20 protein-coding genes are annotated in these 21958 nt (G+C 68.1%); 5 read left to right on the plus strand and 15 right to left on the minus strand.

Annotated elements, in window-relative coordinates:
* The first annotated feature begins 137 nt into the window (after window positions 1-137).
* The gene (locus LKO27_RS13680; protein WP_227738075.1) at window positions 138-1064 is read left to right on the plus strand and encodes an endonuclease domain-containing protein; all 927 of its coding nucleotides are present in this window, start codon (window positions 138-140) and stop codon (window positions 1062-1064) included.
* A gap of 129 nt (window positions 1065-1193) precedes the next feature.
* On the opposite strand, the gene LKO27_RS13685 is transcribed toward LKO27_RS13680, so the two are convergent.
* Window positions 1194-1805 (minus strand): class I SAM-dependent methyltransferase, encoded by a 612-nt coding sequence (locus LKO27_RS13685; RefSeq protein WP_227738076.1) that lies wholly within the window; start codon window positions 1803-1805, stop codon window positions 1194-1196.
* A gap of 113 nt (window positions 1806-1918) precedes the next feature.
* Here LKO27_RS13685 and LKO27_RS13690 point away from each other — a divergent pair, with 113 nt between their 5' ends.
* Window positions 1919-3829, plus strand: a complete 1911-nt coding sequence (locus LKO27_RS13690; RefSeq protein ID WP_370630031.1) for a phosphoenolpyruvate carboxykinase (GTP) — start codon at window positions 1919-1921, stop codon at window positions 3827-3829.
* Here LKO27_RS13690 and LKO27_RS13695 read toward each other — a convergent pair.
* The 5 genes from LKO27_RS13695 to dnaK are packed head-to-tail and all read right to left on the minus strand — an operon-like array spanning window position 3826 to window position 8691.
* Window positions 3826-4620: a phosphatase PAP2 family protein gene (locus LKO27_RS13695; protein WP_227738077.1), complete on the minus strand. Its 795-nt coding sequence runs from the start codon at window positions 4618-4620 to the stop codon at window positions 3826-3828. The genes LKO27_RS13690 and LKO27_RS13695 overlap by 4 nt on opposite strands.
* Window positions 4621-4623: 3 nt before the next feature.
* A complete protein-coding gene (locus LKO27_RS13700; protein WP_227738078.1) occupies window positions 4624-5052 on the minus strand; it encodes a heat shock protein transcriptional repressor HspR in 429 nt (142 codons plus the stop codon).
* A gap of 5 nt (window positions 5053-5057) precedes the next feature.
* Complete coding sequence (dnaJ, locus tag LKO27_RS13705; protein ID WP_227738079.1) at window positions 5058-6215, minus strand: molecular chaperone DnaJ; 1158 nt, start codon at window positions 6213-6215, stop codon at window positions 5058-5060.
* Window positions 6216-6244: 29 nt separating this feature from the next.
* Entirely contained in the window at window positions 6245-6817 is a 573-nt protein-coding gene (locus LKO27_RS13710) for a nucleotide exchange factor GrpE (protein WP_370630032.1), read from the minus strand.
* Complete coding sequence (dnaK, locus tag LKO27_RS13715; RefSeq protein WP_227738080.1) at window positions 6814-8691, minus strand: molecular chaperone DnaK; 1878 nt, start codon at window positions 8689-8691, stop codon at window positions 6814-6816. Before dnaK ends, LKO27_RS13710 begins: the two co-directional genes overlap by 4 nt.
* A gap of 196 nt (window positions 8692-8887) precedes the next feature.
* Between dnaK and LKO27_RS13720 the strand changes: the two genes are divergently transcribed.
* Window positions 8888-9121, plus strand: coding sequence for a ribbon-helix-helix domain-containing protein (locus tag LKO27_RS13720; protein WP_227738081.1), 234 nt, complete (start codon window positions 8888-8890; stop codon window positions 9119-9121).
* A 3-nt stretch (window positions 9122-9124) separates the two neighbouring features.
* On the plus strand, window positions 9125-9439 hold the full coding sequence (locus LKO27_RS13725) for a type II toxin-antitoxin system PemK/MazF family toxin (protein WP_227738082.1): 315 nt from the start codon (window positions 9125-9127) through the stop codon (window positions 9437-9439).
* A 61-nt stretch (window positions 9440-9500) separates the two neighbouring features.
* Here LKO27_RS13725 and LKO27_RS13730 read toward each other — a convergent pair whose 3' ends face one another.
* The 7 genes from LKO27_RS13730 to LKO27_RS13760 all read right to left on the minus strand — a co-directional run bounded on the left by LKO27_RS13730 (window position 9501) and on the right by LKO27_RS13760 (window position 18753).
* A complete protein-coding gene (locus LKO27_RS13730) occupies window positions 9501-10124 on the minus strand; it encodes a DUF1707 domain-containing protein (protein ID WP_227738083.1) in 624 nt (207 codons plus the stop codon).
* 16 nt (window positions 10125-10140) lie between these two features.
* Window positions 10141-10965 (minus strand): ammonia-dependent NAD(+) synthetase, encoded by an 825-nt coding sequence (gene nadE / locus LKO27_RS13735; protein ID WP_227738084.1) that lies wholly within the window; start codon window positions 10963-10965, stop codon window positions 10141-10143.
* Between the two features lie 20 nt (window positions 10966-10985).
* Window positions 10986-12449 (minus strand): threonine synthase, encoded by a 1464-nt coding sequence (gene thrC, locus LKO27_RS13740; RefSeq protein ID WP_227738085.1) that lies wholly within the window; start codon window positions 12447-12449, stop codon window positions 10986-10988.
* Window positions 12450-12598: 149 nt separating this feature from the next.
* Window positions 12599-15601 (minus strand): glycoside hydrolase family 2 TIM barrel-domain containing protein, encoded by a 3003-nt coding sequence (locus LKO27_RS13745; RefSeq protein ID WP_227738086.1) that lies wholly within the window; start codon window positions 15599-15601, stop codon window positions 12599-12601.
* Window positions 15598-16410, minus strand: a complete 813-nt coding sequence (locus tag LKO27_RS13750; RefSeq protein WP_227738087.1) for a carbohydrate ABC transporter permease — start codon at window positions 16408-16410, stop codon at window positions 15598-15600. Before LKO27_RS13750 ends, LKO27_RS13745 begins: the two co-directional genes overlap by 4 nt.
* Entirely contained in the window at window positions 16403-17368 is a 966-nt protein-coding gene (locus LKO27_RS13755; RefSeq protein ID WP_227738088.1) for a carbohydrate ABC transporter permease, read from the minus strand. Before LKO27_RS13755 ends, LKO27_RS13750 begins: the two co-directional genes overlap by 8 nt.
* A 68-nt stretch (window positions 17369-17436) precedes the next feature.
* The gene (locus tag LKO27_RS13760) at window positions 17437-18753 is read right to left on the minus strand and encodes a sugar ABC transporter substrate-binding protein (protein ID WP_227738089.1); all 1317 of its coding nucleotides are present in this window, start codon (window positions 18751-18753) and stop codon (window positions 17437-17439) included.
* A 227-nt stretch (window positions 18754-18980) separates the two neighbouring features.
* Between LKO27_RS13760 and LKO27_RS13765 the strand changes: the two genes are divergently transcribed.
* The gene (locus LKO27_RS13765; protein ID WP_227738090.1) at window positions 18981-20015 is read left to right on the plus strand and encodes a LacI family DNA-binding transcriptional regulator; all 1035 of its coding nucleotides are present in this window, start codon (window positions 18981-18983) and stop codon (window positions 20013-20015) included.
* Window positions 20016-20028: 13 nt separating this feature from the next.
* Here the strand turns inward: LKO27_RS13765 and LKO27_RS13770 are convergent, their stop codons facing one another.
* Window positions 20029-20946 (minus strand): ABC transporter permease subunit, encoded by a 918-nt coding sequence (locus LKO27_RS13770; RefSeq protein WP_227738091.1) that lies wholly within the window; start codon window positions 20944-20946, stop codon window positions 20029-20031.
* Window positions 20943-21953, minus strand: coding sequence for an ATP-binding cassette domain-containing protein (locus LKO27_RS13775; RefSeq protein ID WP_227738092.1), 1011 nt, complete (start codon window positions 21951-21953; stop codon window positions 20943-20945). The genes LKO27_RS13770 and LKO27_RS13775 overlap by 4 nt, the downstream gene beginning before the upstream one ends.
* Window positions 21954-21958 lie beyond the last annotated feature (5 nt).

A 21958-nucleotide genomic window follows, 5' to 3' on the forward strand; every position in this document is an offset into this window, starting at 1 on the left:
GACCCGTATCCAGCGCGGCCCAGGAGAGCCACCAAGCGGCGCGACCACAACCCTTCCCCCACCCCCACGTCGCAGGTTTTCCACAGGCGGGCCCGAGCCCCTTGCGCGACGAGAGAGGCTCGGCTGGAATGCCAGCCATGGACTTCGAGCCAGAGCTGCACTTCACACATGCGCAACTCCTGACCACCGGCCTGAACCACCACGACATCGCAACGCAGATCCGGCAGGGAACGCTCACCCGCGTCCGTCGCGGCTTCTACGCCCCCACCCTGGAGCTGGACCCTCAGCAGGAGCACCTCAGGCTGCTCCACGCCACGGTCCCCACCGTCGACCGGTCCCACGTCCTGAGCCACGTCTCCGCGGGCGTGGTCCACGGCCTTCCGGGGCCTCGCACGGCACTCGACCGGGTGACCATGACGCGACGCACCCCCGGGCACGCGCACTCGTCGCCGGTCCTCAGGCTGTTCGACACCAAGCTCGCCGACGACGAGGTGGCCGAGGTGGGAGGCCTGCCGGTCACGACGCTGGCCCGCACTGCGTCCGACCTCGCCCGGACCCATCCCTACGCGTGGGCAGTCGCGGCCTGCGACGCCGCCCTCGCGCTGGGCCTCCCACCGGATTCTTTGCTCGACGCGCTCGAACGCCACCCTCGGCTGCGCGGCCTCCCCCAGGCGCGGCTGGCTGCGGCGTTCGCGGACGGGCGCAGCCAGTCACCGGCCGAGTCCCTGAGCCGCGTGCAGTTCGCCAGGCACGGGATCCCCGCCCCGGAGCTGCAGTTAGAGGTGTTCGACGCGCAGGGGAAGCTGGTCGCGCAGACCGACTTCGCCTGGCCCGAGTTCAGACTGGTGGGCGAGGTGGACGGGAAGGCCAAGTACGGCGCCCTTCTCAAACCGGGACAGGAGCCCGAGGACGCCATCATGCGGGAGAAGCGCCGCGAGGAGGCCATCCGCCAGGCCGGCTACTGGATCGTCCGGTGGGACTGGGAACTGGCCTCCCAGGGAGCCGCACTCGCGCGTCGGATCCGCCAGGCGATGGCGTGGCAGGGCAACGTGGGACGGGGCTGAGCTACTTACGGGTCCTGGTGCTGGATACAAGCCGTGTACGGCGGGTATCCAGCACCAAGGCTTGTATCCAGCCCGACGGCGCGCGCCCCGCCGACGCTCGCCCCACCTGGCCCGCCCGCCGGCGGCCAGTCAGGCCTTGATCGCGTGGACCCGCTCGATGGCGCCGAAGGTGCGCCGGTCGGACTCCACCAGCCGGAACCCGTGCCCCGGCAGCTTCAGCGAGGGCCGCCGGGTCCAGTGCTCCCCCTCCCGGGGAATCGTGAAGCGCTCGACGAGCCGCTGCAGCCAGCGCAGCGGCGCCACCGTCGAGACCACGTGGTCAGCCAGCAACAGCCGACCCCCGGGGCGCAGCACCCGCGCTGCCTCGGCCAGGGCACCGTCGTCGTCGGGGATGCAGCAGAAGGAGAACGTGCACAACACCGTGTCGAAGGAGGCGTCGTCGAACGGGAGGCCCGCGGCGTCGGCCACCTGGATGTCGGCGTCAACGCCGGTCTCGCGGGCGCGCCGACGTGCCACGACCGCCATCGCCGGGCTCCACTCCACCCCGGTCACGCGGGTGCCCGGCGGGTAGTGGGGGAAGTTGAGTCCGGTACCGACGGCGAGCTCGAGGACCTCGCCGTCGACGCGGCTGCACACCCAGTCGCGGCTGGCCGCCAGCACGCGCCGGTCCAGCGGCGCGATCATCGCGTCGAACCTGCCCGCCTGCTCGTTCCAGTGCTGCCGGAACCGGTCCTCGGTCATTGGCCCTCCTCCAGCATCCGTTGTCCGTTGCCCTGACCCTGTCGAACGGCGACGGCTCCAGTATCGGCGCGGACCGGTGCCACCCTCGCACATCCGGGCGCGGCGCGAGGGCTATGGTGGGAGGAAAGCTGGAGTCGCGCCCCGAAGGAGTGGAAGTGACAGAGGCAGAAACGACCAACCGCCCGACCACGCTGCCCACAACCGGCCGGATTCCCACCCATCCCGGGATCCTCGCCTGGGTGGAGCAGACCGCCGCCATGACGACACCTGATGCCATCCACTACTGCGACGGCTCCGACGAGGAGTGGGACCGCCTCGTCGACGGCCTGGTCGCGGCTGGCACCGTTGTGCGCCTGAACCCGGAGCGCAAACCGAACTCCGTCTACGCCCGCACCGACCCCGACGACGTCGCCCGCGTCGAGGACCAGACCTTCATCTGCTCGGTCCGCGAGGACGACGCCGGGCCCACCAACAACTGGATGGCGCCGGACCAGATGAAGGCCATCCTGCGCGACCGCTTCGCCGGCTGCATGCGCGGCCGCACCATGTACGTGATCCCGTTCTGCATGGGACACATCGACGCCGCCGACCCCAAGTTCGGAGTCGAGATCACCGATTCGGCCTACGTCGCCATCTCCATGCGGATCATGACGCGCATGGGCGCCGACGTGCTGGAGGCGATGGAGGCGAACCGTGCCGCGTTCGTCCCTGCCCTGCACTCGGTGGGCATGCCGCTGGCCGACGGCGTCGCCGACGTCCCCTGGCCCTGCAACGACGAGAAGTACATCGCCCACTTCCCCGAGGAGCGCGCAATCTGGAGCTACGGCTCCGGCTACGGCGGCAACTCGCTGCTGGGCAAGAAGTGCTACGCGCTGCGGATCGCATCGGTGATGGCCCGCGACGAGGGCTGGCTGGCCGAACACATGCTGATCCTCAAGATCACCTCACCGGCGGGCCGTTCGTTCCACCTGTGCGCGGCCTTCCCGTCGGCGTGCGGCAAGACGAACCTCGCCATGCTGCAGCCCACCATCCCCGGCTGGAAGGTCGAGACCCTGGGCGACGACATCGCTTGGCTGCGGTTCGGCGACGACGGCCGACTCTGGGCCGTGAACCCGGAGACCGGGCTGTTCGGCGTCGCCCCCGGCACGGGCGCCGACACAAACCCCAACGCGATGGCCGCCGTCGAGGCCGGCAACTCCATCTTCACCAACGTGGCGCTCACCCCCGACGGCGACGTCTGGTGGGAGGGCATGACCAAGGAGAAGCCGGAGCGCCTGATCGACTGGAAGGGGCGGCCGTGGACACCCGCGGGCCCCGAGGGAGGCCGCGCCGGCGAGAAGGCGGCGCACCCGAACAGCCGGTTCTGCACGCCCATCACCCAGTGCCCCATCCTCAGCGACGAGTACCACAACCCGGCCGGCGTCCCCATCGACGCCATCATCTTCGGCGGCCGGCGCGAGAACACCATCCCGCTGGTGGCACAGTCGCGGAGCTGGGCGCACGGCGTGTTCATGGGCGCCACCTGCTCGTCGGAGACGACGGCGGCGGCCAGCGGCGCAGTCGGGGTGCTGCGGCGCGACCCCATGGCGATGCTGCCCTTCATCGGCTACCACGTGGCCGACTACCTGCGGCACTGGATCGACATCGGCGCAGCTTCCGACGAGGACAAGCTGCCGAAGATCTTCTACGTCAACTGGTTCCGGCGCGACCCCGCCGACGGCAGCTTCCTGTGGCCCGGGTTCGGCGAGAACTCGCGGGTCCTGAAGTGGATCGTGGAGCGCATCGAGGGGCGGGTCGGGGCGCGGACCACGCCGGCGGGACTCGTGCCGTTCCAGGCAGACCTCGACGTCGAGGGCCTCGACATCAGCGCCGAGGACGTCGCCGCCTGCCTGGGAGTCTCCAAGGACGAGTGGGCCGACGAGCTGCCCCGGCTGCGGCGCTGGCTGCGGTCCATGGGCAGCAAGGTTCCGCCGGAGCTGTTCGACGAGCTGTGGCTGGTTGCGGAGGCCGCGGCCCGGCACTAGGACTCGAGCTTGGGGTGGCTCTCCCGCTTCCGGTGGGCGTTCAGCAGCAGTCTGTGAGCCGTGATGACGATGGCCAGCCAGGCGAGTCCCAGCAGCCAGGCGGCCACGACGTCGGTGAACCAGTGGTGTCCGAGGAACACCCGGCTCATCCCCATGGTGAGTGCGAACACCGCTGCCAGCGTGATGCTGAGGACCTGCACCAGCCTGCGGTGCTGCTGCTCCAGCAGGATGACGTAGACGACGATGCCGGCGACCACCGTCGCGTTGAGGGTGTGTCCCGAGGGGAACGACGGCGAGGTCTCGAACGGCGCGACGGCGTCGAGCTCGGGTGGCCGGGTCCGGCCGATCAGCTGCTTGCCCGCGACCGTCATGAGCAGCGACCCGACGCCGGCGCCCGCGATCAGGATCACTGGCGTCCACGACCTGCGCTGCACCGCCAGCAGCACCATGATCCCCAGTGCGAGCAGCGGCATCCCGATGACGCCGCCGACGTTGGTGAAGTAGGTGATGAAGCTGTCCGCCGCTGGGGACCGGAACTGGAGCATGGCGTCGAGGATCGGCCGGTCCAGCAGGGCCACGCCGTTCTCCTGCGTGACCGCCTCGTAGACCTCTGCGGCCAGCGCCGTCATGACAGCGGCGATCACGGCACCGACGGCGATGGTCAGCGCCAGCACCTGGTACGGCCCCAGGAACGAGGTCAGCCTGAGGACGAGTTCTACGATCCGGCGCCACGCCTGCCCGACCACACCCCGCTCGCCGGCGGGACTCTTTTCAGGCAGCTGGTCGGGCATGCATCAACCCTGCCACGGCGGCAGGGCAAGGCGGCGGGTGGAGCGGTAGCGGCCCTGGTGGATGGCGCCGGTGGCCTCGGCCGTGAAGATTCGGGCAGCCTCGGGTGAGGCCTGGACGCGATGGAGCGTCTCGTTCAGCCTTGCGACCTGCTGCTGCAGCGTCTCGACGTGCTCCTCGAGCTGCAGGATCCGCCGGATCCCCTCTAGGTTGATCCCCTCGTCCTGGCTCATCCGCTGGATGTGGCGCAGGCGCCCGACGTCGCGCAGCGAGTACCGCCTGCCGCGGCCGCGGGCGCGGCGGGGCACCACCAGGCCGAGCCGGTCGTAGCCGCGCAGGGTCTGGGGGTGCATGTCGGCAAGCGACGCGGCCACCGAGACGGGGAAGACGGGCGCGTCGTAGTCGAACTGCTGCGGGAGGTTGTCGCTGGTCACTGCGATCAGCTCCTGAACAGCTCGGCACGCGGGTCGCTCTGACCGGACTTCTCCGCGTACTCCAGCAGCGCGGCCTTCGCGGCCTCGCTCAGGTGTTCGGGCACCTCCACCTGGACGGTCACCAGCAGGTCGCCGGTGGTGCCGTCGGAGCGGCGGGCGCCCTTGCCGCGGACTCGCATGGTTCGTCCGTTGGGGGTGTTCGGCGGGATCCGCAGCTTCACGGGGGCGCCACCCAGCGTCGGGATGGTCACCTCGGCACCCAGCGTGGCCTCGGCGAACGTGACCGGCACGTCGAGGGTGAGGTTGCTCCCGCTGCGGCCGAAGAGCTTGTGTGGGGCCACGTGGACGGTGACGTAGAGGTCGCCGGGCGCTCCCCCGTTCTCGCCGGCCGCGCCCTTGCCCTTGATGCGGATGCGCTGGCCGTCGCCGACGCCGGACGGGATGCGGACGTTCATGGACTTGGCGGAGCGCGCCCGCCCGGAGCCGTTGCACTCGGGGCACGGGTCCTCGACGAGGAGGCCGCGGCCCAGGCAGTCGACGCAGGGCTCGCTCATGGAGAACACGCCCCCGGCGGCGGAACTCTGCATGCCGGAGCCCTCGCACGTCGGGCAGACCTTGGGCAGGGTTCCGGCTTTCGCGCCGGTGCCACGGCAGGCCGGGCAGGGGTCGTCGGAGGGGAATCGCATGGACACCGTGGTGCCCTCGACGGCCTGCTCGAAGGTGAGCTTGACCTCGCCCTCGATGTCGGCGCCACGACGGGGGCCCCGGGTGGACGCCCGGCGGGTGGTGCCATCCGCGGCGTTGAACAGGTTGCCGAACAGGTCACCGAAGCCGCCGGCGGTGCCGGTGCCGGCGTTGCGGAACAGGTCCTCGAACCCGCCGCCGCCGGGGGTGGTGCCGGGCCGCCCGAAGCGGATCCCGCCACCGCCGAAGAGGCTGCGTGCCTCGTCGTACTCCTTGCGCTTGGCGGGGTCCGCCAGCACGGAGTTGGCCTCCGAGGCCTCCTTGAACCTGGCCTCGGCGGCCTTGTCGCCCGGGTTCTGGTCCGGGTGGTTGGAGCGCGCGATCTTGCGGAACGCCTTCTTGACCTCGTCCGAAGTCGCATTCTTGGAGACGCCCAGAATCTTGTAGTAGTCCTTCTCGATCCAGTCCTTCGTACTCACTGGGCGTTCTCCTCGAATCTCAGCTCAACTCACGGGTTTGCGACGCCGACTCTCGCCGGGCGGATGACTCGGTCACCCAGCACGTAGCCTTGCTGCATCACCTGGGAGACCGTGGTGACCGACACGCCGCCCTCGATGGGAACTTCCATCAGCGCGTCGTGCTTGTTGGGGTCGAACTCCTCGCCCACCTCACCGAACTGGACCAGGCCGTACTTGGCCGTGACCTTCTCCAACTCGTCGGCCACCAGCTTGAAGCCACCGACGAGGTCCTCGTGTGAGCGGGCCAGGCTGATGCTGTCCAGCACGGGCATGAGGTCGGTAACGACCGACTCGATCCCCGCCTGCCTGGACAGCGACCTGTCCCGGTCCACGCGACGCTTGTAGTTGACGTACTCGGCCTGGAGACGCTGCAGGTCGGCGGTGCGCTCCATGGCGAGCGCCTCCCAGTCGGTCTCCTCGACCTCGTCAGCCGTGGATTCGTCGACGGCGGGCGCCTCGGCGGCCGGTTCCCCGGCCCCCTCGGCGGCTCCTGCAGTCTCCTCGACGTCGGCGTCCTCGTGCGGGAGCGGCCCGACGACTTCCTCATGCGGATGGTCGGTCACTTGTTCTCACCCTGTCCCGACTCTTCCTCGACGATCTCGGCGTCCACGACGTCGTCGGCCCCGGCCTCGGCGCCCGCACCGGCGGCGTTCTCACCGTCGGTCCCCTGCGAAGCCTGCGACTGCTGCGCGGCCTGCGCGGCGGCGTACATCGCCTGGCCCATGGCAGCGGCCTTGGTGTTGAGGTCGTCGATCGCGGCCTTCACCTCGTCGTCGTTGCCCTCGCCCTTCAGCGCTTCCTTCAGCTTGTCGAGCGCCTCGACGACGGGTGCCTTGGTGTCCTCACCGATCTGCTCGGCGTTGTCCTCCAGCAGCTTCTCGGTGCGGAAGACCAGGGCGTCGCCCTCGTTGCGCATCTCGACGGCCTCGCGACGCTTGCGGTCCTCCTCGGCGTGCGCCTCGGCGTCCTTGACCATGCGGTCGATGTCGTCCTTGGCGAGCGCGGAGCCACCGGTGACGGTCATGGACTGCTCCTTGCCGGTTGCCAGGTCCTTGGCGCCGACGTGCACGATGCCGTTGGCGTCGATGTCGAAGGTCACCTCGATCTGCGGGACCGAGCGCGGCGCGGGCAGCAGGCCGGTCAACTCGAAGTTGCCGAGCGACTTGTTGTCACGGGCGAACTCGCGCTCGCCCTGGTACACCTGGATCATCACGGCGGGCTGGTTGTCCTCGGCGGTGGTGAAGACCTCGGAGCGCTTGGTGGGGATGGTGGTGTTGCGCTCGATGATCTTGGTCATCACGCCACCCTTGGTCTCGATGCCGAGGCTCAGCGGGGTGACGTCGAGCAGCAGCACGTCCTTGACCTCGCCCTTCAGCACGCCTGCCTGCAGCGATGCGCCCAGGGCGACGACCTCGTCGGGGTTGACGCCCTTGTTGGGCTCCTTGCCACCGGTCAGCTCACGGACGAGTTCGACGACGGCGGGCATGCGGGTGGAGCCACCCACGAGCAGCACCTGGTCGATCTTGTCCACCGAGGTCTTGGCGTCGGCGATCACGGCGTTGAACGGTGCGCGGCAGCGCTCGAGCAGCGACTGGGTGAGGCGCTGGAACTCGGCGCGCGTCAGCTTCTCGTCGAGGTGGAGCGGGCCCGCCGACGACGCGGTGATGTAGGGCAGGTTGATGGCGGTCTCGGAAGCGGCCGACAGCTCGATCTTGGCGCGCTCGGCGGCCTCCTGGAGGCGCTGGCGGGCCATCTTGTCCTGGGACAGGTCGACGCCGTGCTTGTTCTTGAACTGGGTGACCAACCAGTCGACCACAGCCGCGTCCCAGTCGTCGCCACCGAGGCGGTTGTCGCCCTTGGTGGCCTTGACCTCGAACACGCCGTCGGCGATGTCGAGCAGGGAGACGTCGAAGGTGCCGCCACCGAGGTCGAAGACGAGGACGGTCTGCTCGACGTCGCCCTTGTCCAGTCCGTAGGCGAGCGCCGCGGCGGTGGGCTCGTTGATGATGCGGTCAACGGTCAGGCCCGCGATCTCGCCGGCCTCCTTGGTGGCCTGACGCTCGGCGTCGCCGAAGTAGGCGGGCACCGTGATGACGGCGTTGGTGACCTGCTCGCCCAGGTAGGCCTCGGCGTCGCGCTTCAGCTTCTGCAGCACGAAGGCGGAGATCTGCTGGGGGTGGTACTCCTTGCCGTCCAGCTCGAGCTTCCAGTTGGTGCCCATGTGGCGCTTGACGGAGCGGATGGTCCGGTCGACGTTGGTGACGGCCTGACGCTTCGCGACCTCACCGACGAGAACCTCGCCGGACTGCGAGAACGCGACCACCGACGGCGTGGTGCGGGCACCTTCGGCGTTGGGGATGACGGTGGGCTCACCACCCTCGAGGACTGCGACGACCGAGTTGGTGGTGCCGAGGTCGATGCCTACTGCACGAGCCATGAGTTTCTCCTCTTTGTGTGCAAGATTGTTCGGATCCCTTGAGCGGGTATGACTCAACCTTGCCACCTCAGGCGGGAATCTTCAAGCTGACTTGAGCGTATCCGGCTCAACCCCTAGAGAGATCAGGGTCCTCCAGTTGCTTGTGGGGGCATGAGCGGGCATCCCGATATGGGACCCATACTGGTATGATGTGTTCATGACCATTCAGATCGCGATCCGGCTTCCCGATGACATGGTGGCCTTCCTGGACAAGGCCGTAGCCGCCGGCAGCGCTCCCAGCCGGGCGGCGCTGGTGGCGCGTGCCGTCGAGCGCGAGATGCGGCGCCAGGTTGCCGCGCAGGACGCCGCCATCCTGCGCGAGCGGGGCACCGCTGACGAACTCGACGATCTGGTCGACTGGTCCGTCGCACACACGACCGTTGAGGACTGACGTATGCGCGAAATCTGCCTGGTGCGGCTCGACAAGACACGACCAGCAGTGGTGCTGACTCGCGAGGCCGCACGGGCGGCCATGACGAAAGTCACCATCGCGCCGATCACCTCCACCATCAAGGGCCTCTCCAGTCAGGTTCCGGTCGGAACTGCCAACGGCCTCGACCACGATGGCGTGATCTCCCTTGACAACGTCGTGACCGTCCCGAGCAAGCTGCTGGGCAGGACCGTGGGGTTCCTTACCTACGCGCAAGAAGCCGAGCTCGCCCGGGCGGTCGTCCTGGCCTACGACCTCGACATCCCGCTGCTGACCTGACAACGCACACTGGCCAATGGCCCACTGGCAGGGACAAGCTCCGGGGAAGGTGTTGGGCGAGTCAGTGCCGCTTGGGCTTGGCCAGTTTCACGTCGCTGCCGGCCCACCACAGGAAGCCACGGATGATCAGCGTGCCGTTGGAGCCGTCGCCCCGTGCGTCCCCATGGATGTCGTTGCCCGCCATGATGGCGATCGACTCGTCGACGACGCGCACGCCCTCCGGCACCCAGATGTTGTGGCCCGCCATGATGCAGTGCAGTTCGAGGGTGACCACGACGCCGGGGCCCATCGCGTCGCTGAGGTGGATGTCGTCGCCGCCCCACCAGGCGAAGTTCCGGTACACCTGCGTGCCAGGGAGGATGTCGACCGACTTGCCGGTCATGAAGGTCACCGAGACCGGCTCGGGATTGTTGGTCATGGGCAGATTCGAGATCGGGCGGGGTGCGGGCGCGCCAGCCGCGGGACCAGTCACCGCCGGCAGGAAACCAGCGCCTTCGGGGAGGTCATCGATGAGCGCGGGGAACTCGTCGAGGTATCTCGCCTGCAGCACCGCGTCCTGGCGCTCCCCCAGCTCTTCGACGGTCAGCCGACCGGCCGCGTGCGCTCGCTGCAGGACCGTGAGGACGGCGTCCCGCTCCGCGTCGCTGGCCCGCAGGCGCCTACTCGGGACCGGGTGCTCTGACATGGCCCGAGTCTAGCGATCAGGGGCGCCACCAGTCGTCGAGGATGGTGACCGGAGTAGTGCGCTTGTGCCTTGTGGCGAGGTATTTCGCCTCGATCCGCTCTGCTACCTCGTCCGGGACTTCGTGGCCTTCCAGGTAGGCGTCGATCTCGTCGTAGCTGAGCCCGAGCTCGTCCTCGTCGGAACGCAGCGGCCGGCCGTCGAGCAGGTCCGCCGTCGGCACCTTGGACCAAAGCCGTTCCGGGGCGCCCAGGTGGCGCAGCAGCTGGCGGTTCTGGCCCTTGTCGAGGCCGAACAGGGGCAGGATGTCCGCGCCGCCGTCGCCGAACTTGGTGAAGAAGCCGGTGACGGACTCCGCGCCGTGGTCGGTTCCGATGACCAGCAGGTTGGCCTCGCCGGCCAACGCGTACTGGGCCACCATCCGGAGCCGGGCCTTCACGTTGCCCCGGTTGAAGTCGGTGATGTCCCGGCCGGTGGCGTCCTCGAAACCCTGTTCGAGCCCGTTCACCGCTGCCTCGATGTTGAGCGTCACCTCGGTGGGCGCACCAATGAAGTCCAGGGCCTCCTGCGCGTCGGCCTCGTCGAGCTGGACGCCGTGGGGCAGCCGGACAGCGATGAAGTCGGCCTCGACGCCGTCGGCCTTCAGCTTCTCGACGGCGAGCGTCGCGAGCCGCCCCGCCAGCGTCGAATCGAGTCCGCCAGAGATTCCCAGGACGAACCCCTTGGTTCCCGTGGCGCGGACGTAATCACACAGGAAGGCAACGCGGCGCTCCACCTCGGCGGCCGGGTCGATCTCCGGGCGGACGCCCATCTCCGCGACGATCTTTGCCTGAAGTTCTCGCATGGGCACACACTAGCGCCGCGTCAGTCGAGCTTCGCCCGGATCAGGGCCTTGATCGCCTCGGCGTCGTTCGGGGCCTCAACGACGTGGCGCGGCAGGTCCTCGATCCCGTCGAAGCGCGCGGGGCGGGGCGGGACGATGCCGAGCGCTTCGGTGATGGTGGCCGAGAACTTGACGGGCAGCGCCGTCTCCAGCGCGACGACGGGGCCGCCGAGGACGCCGTCGGCCAGCAGGGTGCGGGCGACGTGCACCGCGTCGGCGGTGTGGGGGTCGATGAGGGTGCCGTCGGCCTCGTAGGTCTCCCGGATCCGTGCCAGCCGGTCAGCGTGCGTGGACGAGCCGCTCACGAAACCGAACCGTTCCGGCTGATCCCGGAACGCGGGCTCCCCGGACAGGTCGAACTGGCCCGACTCCCTGAGTTCCCGCCCGAAGAGTTCGGCCACGCGGGCGCCGTCGCGTTCGAGGAGGTCGGCGACGAAGCGCTCGAAGTTGGAGGCCTTGGAGATGTCCATCGACGGCGACGACGTCTCGTGCGTCTCCGCACCGCTGCGCACCCGGTACCGGCCGGTGCGGAAGAACTCGTCGAGCACGTCGTTCTCGTTGGTGGCCAGGACCAGCCGGTCGATGGGCAGCCCCATCTGGCGCGCGACGTGTCCGGCGGCGATGTTGCCGAAGTTGCCCGAGGGCACCGCGAAGCTGACGGGTCCGCCAACCCCTCCCGGGCCGGCCGAATCCTCGCGCGAGACCTGCAGCCAGGCGGCGAAGTAGTAGACCACCTGAGCCAGCAGCCGGCCCCAGTTGATGGAGTTGACCGCGCCGATGTTGTACTGCGCCTTGAACGCGGCATCCGCGTTGATCTCCTTGACGATGTCCTGGCAGTCGTCGAAGACCCCCTCCACCGCGATGTTGGTGATGCCCGGGTCATCGATGGAGAACATCTGCGCCTGCTGGAAGGGGGTCATCCGCCCCTTCGGCGAGAGCATGAAAACCTGCACCTGCGGTTTGCCCATCAGCGCGTACTCGGCCGCGGACCCCGTGTCCCCGGAGGTGGCGCCGAGGATGGTGATGGTCGCTCCGCGCCGCTCGAGCTCGTAGGAGAAGAACTCCCCCAGCAACTGCATCGCCATGTCCTTGAAAGCGGCGCTGGGACCGTTGGAGAGATGCGCCAGCCACAGCCCGTCGGGCAACTGGGTCACTGGCACGATGGCGTCGTCGAGGAACTTGCCCGGCGCGTAGGCGCGCTCGACGATGCCGCGCAGATCAGCTGCGGGGATGTCGTCGATGAACAGGCTGGTGACCTCGAAGGCGAGGGCGGCGTACCCGTCGGAGCGCAGGACCTCACGGAAGCGCAAGAGATCAGCGGCGCTCACCCGGGGGTACTGCTCGGGGAGATAGAGGCCGCCGTCGGGCGCCAGACCCTCGAGGAGGATGTCGCAGAACGGGCGCCCGGGCAGGCCGGAGGAGTCGCGGGTGGAGACGTAGCGCACGCGGCCAGACTACTTGTCTCCACACCGCCCGCGCGTCCCGCTCATGAGGTCGTGGCGTGGAGGGTCCAGACTGGGAGGACACCGGCCCCCTCCGCGACGGGGAGTTGGACCGCGCCCGCACCTGGCACGGGGTGCCGCGGGGCGCGATCTCAGCGGATGCCGCAGAAGCTGAAACGGAACTGCAGCTCCTGCCCCTCGGGCAACCGGTACTCGGGGTGCGTCAAGGCCCCCCACGTGTCGTCGCCACCCACACCGCGGCGCATCAGCGCCGGCCGGAAGACGGTGCGCTGGATCGGGGGCAGGTCCACCGGGTGCGCAGCGTTCTCGACCTCGAACGGCGTCCACGGCAACGCTGAGAACTCCATCCCCTCGGTGCACTCGAAACGCAGGCCCGAGCCCCGCGCGTCGGTGACCGTCGCCCAACGCACCCCCGTGTGGCTGCCGGCCTCCTGCGGCCGGAGGTAGGGCGTGAGCTGGTCGCCGACCTTCGCCGAGTACACCCCGAGCCGGGCGCCGAGGCGCCGGTCGACATAACACTCGTCGGGACCCTCGCCGTACCAGGTCAGGTTGGCCAGGTCGGCGTCGGCGGTCAGCAGCATGCCGAACTCCGGCATGTCAGGCAGCCCGTCGCCGGGCCGCACCGTGAGCGTCACGTCGACGCGGCCCTCGCTGTCCACCCGGTAGGCGACGTCGCACGCCCCCGCCGGCTGACTCGGCAGCTCATAGGTGTAGCGCACCTCGACATGATCCTCGTGCGTCTCCACCGACGGGCCGCTGCTCGCCCTGGCGTAGCGGCTCGCGAGCAGCCACTGCCCGTCACGGAACGGCATGCCCCAGCCGCGTTCGTTCGACGTCGGCGCATGCCAGAAGTTCGGCTTGGGGATGCTGCGCAGCAACTCCCGGCCGCCGTCGGAGCTCAGCCCGTAGCGGTAGGACACCAGCCCGCCGTAGAGCTTGGAGAAGAGCGCGGTGAAGTGGCGGCCGCGCACTCCGACGTTGTGGATGCCGTCGATGACCTCGGGCGCCTTGCCGGGGCTGCGGGTGGGCACCCCGTCGACCGTGAACACGCCCTGCCCCCAGGCGACCTCGTGGCCGGCGCCTGCCCAGCGCGTGTCCTCCGCCAGACGGAAGGACACGTCGACGGTGTACTCTCCGGGGACTTCGGGGAGGCTGATGGGCAGATCGTGGCTTGCGGTCCCGCCCGGCGCAACGGCGGTGTGCACCCGCTCCCGGGCCAGGACGCGACCCTCGCGGGAGAGGGTGACGACGCAGTCGAAGGAGTCCGTGCTCGTGAACAGGTACCGGTTCGTCACCTCGAACGAGTCCTCGGAGACGACGACCTTCAGGCCCTCGTAGACCTTCTTGACCTCCTGGATCCGCGGGGTCGGGGTGTGGTCGGCGAAGAAGATGCCATTGCCGCTGAACTCCGCGTCGTGCGGTGCCTCCAGGTTGTCGCCCCCGTAGCCGAAGAACTCCCGGCCGTGGCGGTCGGTCATCGCGATGGCCTGGTCCGCGAAGTCCCAGATGAACCCGCCCTGGAACAGGGGTTCGCGGTGGGCGAGCTCGACGTACTTGTCGACGGCGCCGAACGAGTTGCCCATGGCGTGGGCGTACTCGCACAGGATGAACGGCTTGTCGCGGTTCTCCAACAGGTACTCCTCGATGTCGGCGGCCGGGGTGTACATCTGGCTGACGACGTCGGTGGTGTCCGGATACCGCGGATCCCAGGTGATGCCCTCGTAGTGGACGGGGCGGTCGTCGACGGAGCGGAACCAGTCGGCGACGGCCAGGATGTTGGTGCCGCCGTAGGACTCGTTGCCGCAGGACCACATCACGATGCTCGGGTGGTTCTTGTCGCGCTGCAGCATGCTGGCCGCGCGGGTCAGCAGCGACTCGCGCCACTCGGCAAGGCTGCCGGGGACCGCCTGCTCGATGGTGATGCGCTCATTCCTGATCGCGTCCCACATCCCGTGCGACTCGAGGTTCATCTCGTCGATCACGTACAGCCCGTACTCGTCACACAGTTCGTAGAGGAACGAGTTGTTCGGGTAGTGGCTGGTGCGCACGGCGTTGATGTTGGCGGCCTTCATCGCGCGCAGGTCCGCCTCGGTCCGATCCCGGGTCATCACCCGGCCCTGCAATCCGAACTCATGGCGGTTGACGCCGTTGAAAACGACCCGGCTCCCGTTGATCCTGAGCACGCCTTCCTCGATGCCGAAGCGGCGGATCCCGACGCGCTGCGGGATGACCTCGAAGACGGAGCCGCCGGCGTCAAGCACCTCCAGATCCAGGCGGTACATGTGCGGGTGCTCGGCGCTCCACAGGCGTGGCTGGTCGACGGTGATGCTGAGGGTGCCGTCGTCGGCCGCCGCGAGCTCACCGACCCCGTCGAGGACGGCGCGAACGCTGCCCTCGCCCTGCAGCTCGACGGCGAGCCTCACCACGGCGGAGCCGAGGTCGTCGGCCACGTCAGTGGTGATGCGCAGATCCTCGGCGTGCACGGCCGGGCGGCGGTGGAGCACGACGTCGCGGAAGATGCCGGAGAAGCGGTAGAAGTCCTGGTCCTCGATCCAGGCCTGGCCGCTCCACTTGTACACCTGGGCGGCGAGCTTGTTCTCGCCGTCGACGAGGTGGTCCGTGAGGTCGAACTCGGAGGGTGTGAACGCGTCGGTGCCGTAGCCGACGTAGGCGCCGTTCAGCCAGACCGCGATCGCGCTCTCCGCGCCGTTGAAGGAGACGCTGAGCCGCTCCCCCTCGCCCAGTGGCTCCGTCAGCGTGAACTGCTTGACGTAACTGCCGACGGGGTTGTACCGCTCGGGGACCTGGCCGGGCCAGATGTCCTCGAATCCGTCCCAGGGGTGTTGCACGTTCGCGTACTGGGGGCGGTCGTAGCCCTGCAGTTGGATGTGGGCGGGAACGGGGATGTCGTCCCACGCGTCGGTGTCGTAGTCGGGCGCCTCGAAGCCCTGTGGGGCCAGCGCGGGGTTCTTGGCGTGGTGGAACTTCCACGTCCCGTTGAGGCACTGCTCGAAACGGCTGCGCCCGGCGCGGGCCTCTCCCGCATCGCCGAACCACCGGTGGTCCGAATGGGCCGGCATCCGGTTCTCTGCCACGAAGGTCGGCTCGGCGATGCGGCTTGGGTCGAATGTCACTTGATTGCTCCTGTGATTCCTTGGGCGAATTGGCGCTGAAGGACGAGGAAGATCACCATCGCAGGCAGCGAGGCGATCAGCACGGCCAGCATGAGGACGCCGTAGTCGGTGACGTAACCGGCGCGCAGGTTTGAGATGAGCATGGGCATGGTCTGGAAGTCGTTGTTTACGATGACCACCCTTGGCCACAGGAAGTTGTTCCAGGAGAACATGAAGGTGATGACGGCGGCCGCGGCCATCGTCGATTTCATGGTCGGCAGGAAGATCCTGAAAAAGATGGAGACCTCACTGAGGCCATCGAGGCGCGCGGCCTCCACGATCTCGTGCGGGAAGGACCGGGCGGCCTGCCGGAACAGGAGCACCAGCAGCGGGGTGGAGATGAATGGCACGACCACGGCGAACCACGAGTTGACCAGTCCGAAGTCCGCGAACATGCGGAACAGGGGGATCATGGTGGCCGCGAACGGGATCATGATGGCCAGCAGCAGGACCGCCATCAGGATGTCCTTGCCCTTGGAGTGGAACACCTCGAAGCCGTAGCCGGCGATCGAGCACACGATCAGGGCCAGCACCGTGGTGCCGACGGCGATGAGCGACGAGTAGAACATGGCCGAGGCGATGTCCTGCTGCCCGATGAGCTTCGCGAGGTTCTCGAACAGGTGCGTGCCCGGCAGCAGTTTGGAGCCCAGCACCTCCTGGCTGGTGTTGGTCGAGGAGACCACCATGAAGTACAGCGGGAACAGCGACAGGATCGCCGCGACGGTCAGGAAAGCGTACCCGGGGACGCGACGGAGACTCCTCCTAGTCACGCTTGTCACCCACCTTCATCTGGAAAACTGCCAGGATCGCGACCATCACGAGGATCACGTAGGACAGCGCGGCGCCGTAGCCGAAGTTGGGATTGCGCAGGAACGACACCTCGAACAGGTAGTGCGACATCGTCATTGAGGTGTAGGCCGGGCCGCCCTGGGTCAGGTTCCACGACTCGTCGAACAGCTGGAGGGTGCCGTTGGTGGACAGGATCGCGGTGAGCAGGATCATGGGCTTCAGCTGTGGCATCGTCACGTACCAGAAGGTCTTGAAGGGGCCGGCGCCGTCGATCTTGGCCGCCTCGATGGACGAGTGGTCGATGTTCTGCAGCCCGGCCAGGTAGAACACCATGTTGTAGCCGGTCCAGCGCCACAGCAGGCCGAGGATGATGACGAAGCGGGCGGTGTCGGTCTCCCCCAGCCAGTTGATGGGGGAGTCGATGAACCCGAGCGTGATCAGCGCGTCGTTGGCGAAGCCGTCGGTGGCGAACATGGTGCGGAACACCAACGAGTAGCTCACCAGGGAGACGGCGGCGGGCAGGAAGATCGCGGTGCGCCAGAACGCCTTGAACCTCAGGTTCGGATCGTTGAGGAGGTTGGCGAGGATCAGCGCCAGGACCAGCATGATCGGAACCTGGACAATGAGGTAGAGGAAGGTGTTGGTTACGGTCAGCCGGAAGATGTCGTCACTGAACATCCGCTGGTAGTTGAACCACAGCGGGTCGGCGTAGTCGAGCCGGCTGCCGCGGCCGGTCTGCAGCGAGAGCAGGAAAGCCCGGAACATCGGATAGAAGTTCATCCAGAGGATGAGCAGGGCGGCCGGGAGGAGGAACACCCAGCCGGTCAGGTTGCGGCGTTGCTCGATGCCGAATCGGCTGCGCTTGTGGGCGGGCTTGGAGCCCACGCCCTCGGGTGGTGCGGCGCTCCGCCGTTGCGCCACCGGGGTGCTGTGTGACATTTCAGGTCCCTTCAGGCATGGGTGGGGGCCGGAGACCGGCCCCCACCCAGGTGGTTGTCAGCGGAGGGTCACCCCATCGCGAACTCGACGTTGGCCTGGGCCTCCTCGAGAGCGGTATTGGGATCGGCGCCGCCCATGATCTTGGTGATGGCTGCGCTCACGGCGTCGCGGCCCTCGTAGTAGTAGACACCCGTGTTGTTGCTGGGGACCTGCTCGGCGTACTCGATGACCTTGGTGAACACGGGTTCGCCACCGAAGAACTCGTGCGGCTCGGCGTAGACTTCGCTGTCCGCGGCGGGAAGCCAGTTGGCCACGGCTCCGGACGCGGGGAGGATGGTGTCATACAGCTCCGGGGAGCCGGCGAAGGTCTTGCTCAGGAAGTCTGCCGCCAGTTCCTTGTCAGCGCTTGAACTGATGGCCCAGGAGGATCCTCCATTCGCGCTGAAGTGCGTGGCATTCTCCACGTTGTCGAGCTTGGGCAGGTTGGTGATGCCCCACTTGCCGGCCTGATCCTCGGCGGACTGGATCGATCCGAGGATCCACACGCCCTGCATGACACCGGCGACGTTGCCGTTCACGAAGGTACCCACGAACTCATCCCATGAGTTCACCTCGACGAAGACCCCGGAATCCACCAGCCGCTGGTAGACATCGATCGCCTCCAGCAGAGCCTCGTTCCCGACGATGGTGGGGTTGCCCTCCTCGTCGAAGAGGCTCGCTCCGGCGGACTGCAGCATCATCATGATCAGGTCGACCGATCCCGCCATCCCCGACGCGAGCGGCTTTCCGGTCTTGGCGAGGACGTCCTCTCCCTTTTCGATGAACTCACTCCAGGTGATATCGGTGAAGTCCTCGACCGTGTAGCCGGCCTCCTCGAGCACGTCGGTGCGAAGCGCGCTAATGGCAGTACCGTTGTCGAAAGGGACCCCGTAGTTGACGCCGTCGACTGTCGAGTAGGCGACGACTCCCTCAGGGAACTCGCTGAAGTCAACGTCGGTATCCGAGAAGTCACTGAAGAGATCCGGGTAGTTGATCACGTTCTTCTGGAACGCAAGGTTCTGCATCAGGAAGATATCGGGAAGTTCATCGAACTCCTGGGACTGCGCGAGCGTGGTCAGCTTCGCCTGGAGGTCGTCCCACGGGGTCTCGACGACCTCGACCTTGACGTCGGGATTCTCCTGCTGATAGATCTTCGCGGCCTCCTCCATCGCGTAGATGTTGAACGCCGGATCCCAGGTCCAGACGGTGAGGGTGCCGCTGCCCTCGGCAGCGTTGTCCCCGGTTGCACCGTCGGTGTTGCCGCCGGAGTCGCCGCCGCAGGCCGCGGCCGCGAGTGCGAGCGGGGTGAGCAGCGAGATGGCCGCGATCCTCTTCCACTTCGTCATTGAAGACTTCCTTAAAGTCGCTGGTGGACGGTGCCGAAGTAACGCTCTCGGCTCCGCGATGGGCCCGCTTTCGTAGCGAGGTCCATGTTTACGTAAACTTAGCAGCACAGCTGAACCGGTGTCTCCGACCTCGTGTAACGGTCACATAACAATCGAATCGACAGCTTAGGTCTCAGAATCTCGGCATGTTTACCTAAACTTCTCCTCCTCCGTCTAGACTCCTGACCATGCGCGCATCAGGCCTCCCGGGTCGCAAGACCGGCCCGTCCATCCAGGATGTGGCTCGGCTTGCCGGCGTGTCCGCACAAACGGTGTCGCGGGTCTCAACGGGATCGCAACCTGTCCGCCCGGAGACTCGCAGAATGGTGCTCGAAGCCATGGACCAACTTGGGTACAGCCCCAACCGAGCTGCACGAGCGCTGCGAGACGGCACGTTCGGCACCGTCGGGATCCTGGCACACCGCTATGATCGCACCGGCGCTGCACTGACCACGGCGGCCGTTGTCGAGGCAGCTGAGGCGCGAGGCTACGCCGTCTCCCTGGTCTCCATCACGACGCCTGACGCTGACCACTGGGAACAGGGCGCCCACCGCATCTCCCATCAGGCTATCGACGGCCTCATCATCATTCGGGCCGAGACCGCGACGCCCAACACCCTCACCTTGCCGGCCGGGATGCCAGTGGTCGTGTCGGACTCACGGCTGATCGGTCACTACCCGGCCGTCACGGCCGACCAGCTCGGCGGCAGCGCCGTCGCCACGCAGCACCTGCTCGACCTCGGCCACACCACCGTCCACCACGTCGCCGGACCGGAGGACTCCGAGCCGGCGTTCATCCGGAAGTCCTCCTGGCGACGCACCCTCGAGATGGCGGGGATTCCCGCGCCGGAGCCGTGGCAGGGGGACTGGACGCCCCGCTCCGGATACGAGGCGGGCAAGGAGATCGCGGCCGACCCGAGCGTGACCGCCGTCTACAGCGCCAACGACGAGATGGCGTTCGGGCTCATCCTCGCGCTGCACGAGGCGGGGAGACGCGTCCCGGAGGATGTCTCGGTGGTGGGGTTCGACGGGATCCCGCTCGGCGAGTTCTCCCACCCGCCACTCACCACCATCCGGCAGGACTTCCAGCGGATAGGTCGGGAACTCGTGGACCTGCTCCTGGCACAGATTCGCGGCCGGGGCACGGGATATGTACCCGCTGAGCGGACAGTGGTGCCCACCGAACTGGTCCTGCGCTCCACCACCGCCCCTCCCCCTGCGTGAAGCCGCGCGCCGATCAGCGCACCAGGTCCCGGCGCGTGAACACGATCCCCGCCGCCACCGTAACCAGGGTGGTCAGCACCGCGCCGTAGGACGCCGCGTCCCAGAATCCGATCACCTGCACCATCTGTCCCGGGGTCGCCTCCCAGCTCACGAACTCGTAACTGCCGTTGACAACCGCAGCCAGGTTCGGTCCGGGCAGGAACCGGAGCCAGGAGGGGACGTCAGGCATGAACCCCGAGATGATCACCTCTGAGATGAACACCGCCAGGATCCCGATACCGACGGCAACCATCGTCGAGCCGACGGCGAACGTGAGGGACGCGGCGAGCAGCGACACGAACACGGTGGCGAGCAGCAGCCGGAGCATCGACAGGGGCAACCCGGCCGAGGCCGTGACGTCGGCCGCACCGCGAACCAGGAGGAACGAGATGGTACCGAACACCGTCCCCGCCGTGATGTGCGCCAGGGTGAGGGCTGCGGCGCCGACGGTGGCGGCGGTCAGCTTGGCCGCCATGACGTGCAGCCTCCTCGGGGTGAAGGTGAGCTGGGTGGAGATGGCTCCGGAGCGGAGCTCTCCCCCGATCAGGGCGGCGGCCATCACCGCGGCCAACCCCAGCACGACGCCGCCCCCAGTCAGGATCTCACTGAGGTAGGCCTCGTAGTTCTGGGGCTGGCGCAGGAAGTCCTCGAGTTTCAGGTCGCTCCAGTCGCCGCAACCTCCGGGCTCGTACTCGCACGCCTGCAGCTTGTCGGCTTCATACTGCGCGAGGTCCGCGCGGGCCTGCCTGTAGTCCCCCTCATGGAGGGGGCGCACCGAACCGCTGGTGCCGATGGCGATGAGCGCACCGAGCACGACCGCCGCGGCGAACATGGCCCACACCATGCGGCGGCTGACCAGGCGCAGGAACTCGGCTTTGATGAGGTTGGTCATGACACTGCCCCCGTGCGGCCGAACCTGCGTGGACGCGGCGTCCCGGACCTTCCCTGGGTGGCCGTGAGGTGCTCGTCGGCGGTCAGGTCCAGATAGGCCTGCTCCAGCGTCGTCCGCGCCAGCACCAGGTGGGAGGGCCACAGGTCCACATCGGCCAGCACCTTGGCGACCTTACGCGGGTCGGCCCGTTCACCCGCCCGGCAACTGACCTGCAGCCGCGCGCCGACGGCGGCGGACTGGAAGCCGGCGCGCCGCAGCGCCTCCGCCGCGAGCGGCAGGTTGTCCACCTCGACCTCCACGCAGGCACCGTCGCCGGACAGGAACTCCGCCAGTTCACCCTCGGCGATCACGCGCCCGCGGCCAATCACGCTCACGGAGTCCGCCACCTGCTCGATCTCGCTGAGGTCGTGGCTGGAGACCAGGACGGTGCGACCGGCGTCGGCGAGCGCCCTGATGGTGGTGCGGATCTCGTGGATGCCGGCCGGGTCCAGGCCGTTGGTGGGCTCGTCGAAGATGAGCAGCTGCGGCTCCTTCAGGAGGGTGGCCGCGATGGCGAGCCGCTGCTTCATGCCCAGGGAGCACTGCTGGAACCGGGTGTCCCCCCGGCCACCGAGACCCACCTCCAGCAGCACCTCCGTCACGCGTCGGCGGCACACGCCCAATGACATCGCCAGCACCTCGAGGTTTCGGCGCAGCGTCATCGAGGGGTAGAACTTCGGCGACTCGACGATGGCGCCGACCTTGTTGATCACCTCAGGCAGGTGCTTGGGCACCTCCTTGCCGAGGAGCTCCATCCGCCCGTGGTCCGCTCGCACCAGGCCCAGCAGCATCCGCAGCGTCGTGGTCTTGCCCGAGCCGTTGGGTCCGAGCAGCCCGTGGACAGCGCCCTCGGGCACGTGCAGGTCGAGACCGGCGACGGCGACGGTGCGCCCGAAGCTCTTGGTCAGGTCGGCTGTCTGCACCGCCCAGTTGCTGGGGGTGCGACTCCAACGCAGGTCGACTGTCATCGGCC

This window comes from Tessaracoccus sp. OS52, from assembly GCF_020687685.1.
Classification (GTDB): domain Bacteria; phylum Actinomycetota; class Actinomycetes; order Propionibacteriales; family Propionibacteriaceae; genus Arachnia.

Bases quoted from the DNA above. Each gene is read 5' to 3' on its own strand.
- LKO27_RS13680 (WP_227738075.1), top strand. From the start codon at position 138: ATGGACTTCGAGCCAGAGCTGCACTTCACACATGCGCAACTCCTGACC.
- LKO27_RS13685 (WP_227738076.1), bottom strand. From the start codon at position 1,805: ATGACCGAGGACCGGTTCCGGCAGCACTGGAACGAGCAGGCGGGCAGG.
- LKO27_RS13690 (WP_370630031.1), top strand. From the start codon at position 1,919: ATGGTGGGAGGAAAGCTGGAGTCGCGCCCCGAAGGAGTGGAAGTGACA.
- LKO27_RS13695 (WP_227738077.1), bottom strand. From the start codon at position 4,620: ATGCCCGACCAGCTGCCTGAAAAGAGTCCCGCCGGCGAGCGGGGTGTG.
- dnaK (WP_227738080.1), bottom strand. From the start codon at position 8,691: ATGGCTCGTGCAGTAGGCATCGACCTCGGCACCACCAACTCGGTCGTC.
- LKO27_RS13720 (WP_227738081.1), top strand. From the start codon at position 8,888: ATGACCATTCAGATCGCGATCCGGCTTCCCGATGACATGGTGGCCTTC.
- LKO27_RS13725 (WP_227738082.1), top strand. From the start codon at position 9,125: ATGCGCGAAATCTGCCTGGTGCGGCTCGACAAGACACGACCAGCAGTG.
- LKO27_RS13730 (WP_227738083.1), bottom strand. From the start codon at position 10,124: ATGTCAGAGCACCCGGTCCCGAGTAGGCGCCTGCGGGCCAGCGACGCG.
- nadE (WP_227738084.1), bottom strand. From the start codon at position 10,965: ATGCGAGAACTTCAGGCAAAGATCGTCGCGGAGATGGGCGTCCGCCCG.
- LKO27_RS13755 (WP_227738088.1), bottom strand. From the start codon at position 17,368: ATGTCACACAGCACCCCGGTGGCGCAACGGCGGAGCGCCGCACCACCC.
- LKO27_RS13760 (WP_227738089.1), bottom strand. From the start codon at position 18,753: ATGACGAAGTGGAAGAGGATCGCGGCCATCTCGCTGCTCACCCCGCTC.
- LKO27_RS13765 (WP_227738090.1), top strand. From the start codon at position 18,981: ATGCGCGCATCAGGCCTCCCGGGTCGCAAGACCGGCCCGTCCATCCAG.
- LKO27_RS13770 (WP_227738091.1), bottom strand. From the start codon at position 20,946: ATGACCAACCTCATCAAAGCCGAGTTCCTGCGCCTGGTCAGCCGCCGC.
- LKO27_RS13775 (WP_227738092.1), bottom strand. From the start codon at position 21,953: ATGACAGTCGACCTGCGTTGGAGTCGCACCCCCAGCAACTGGGCGGTG.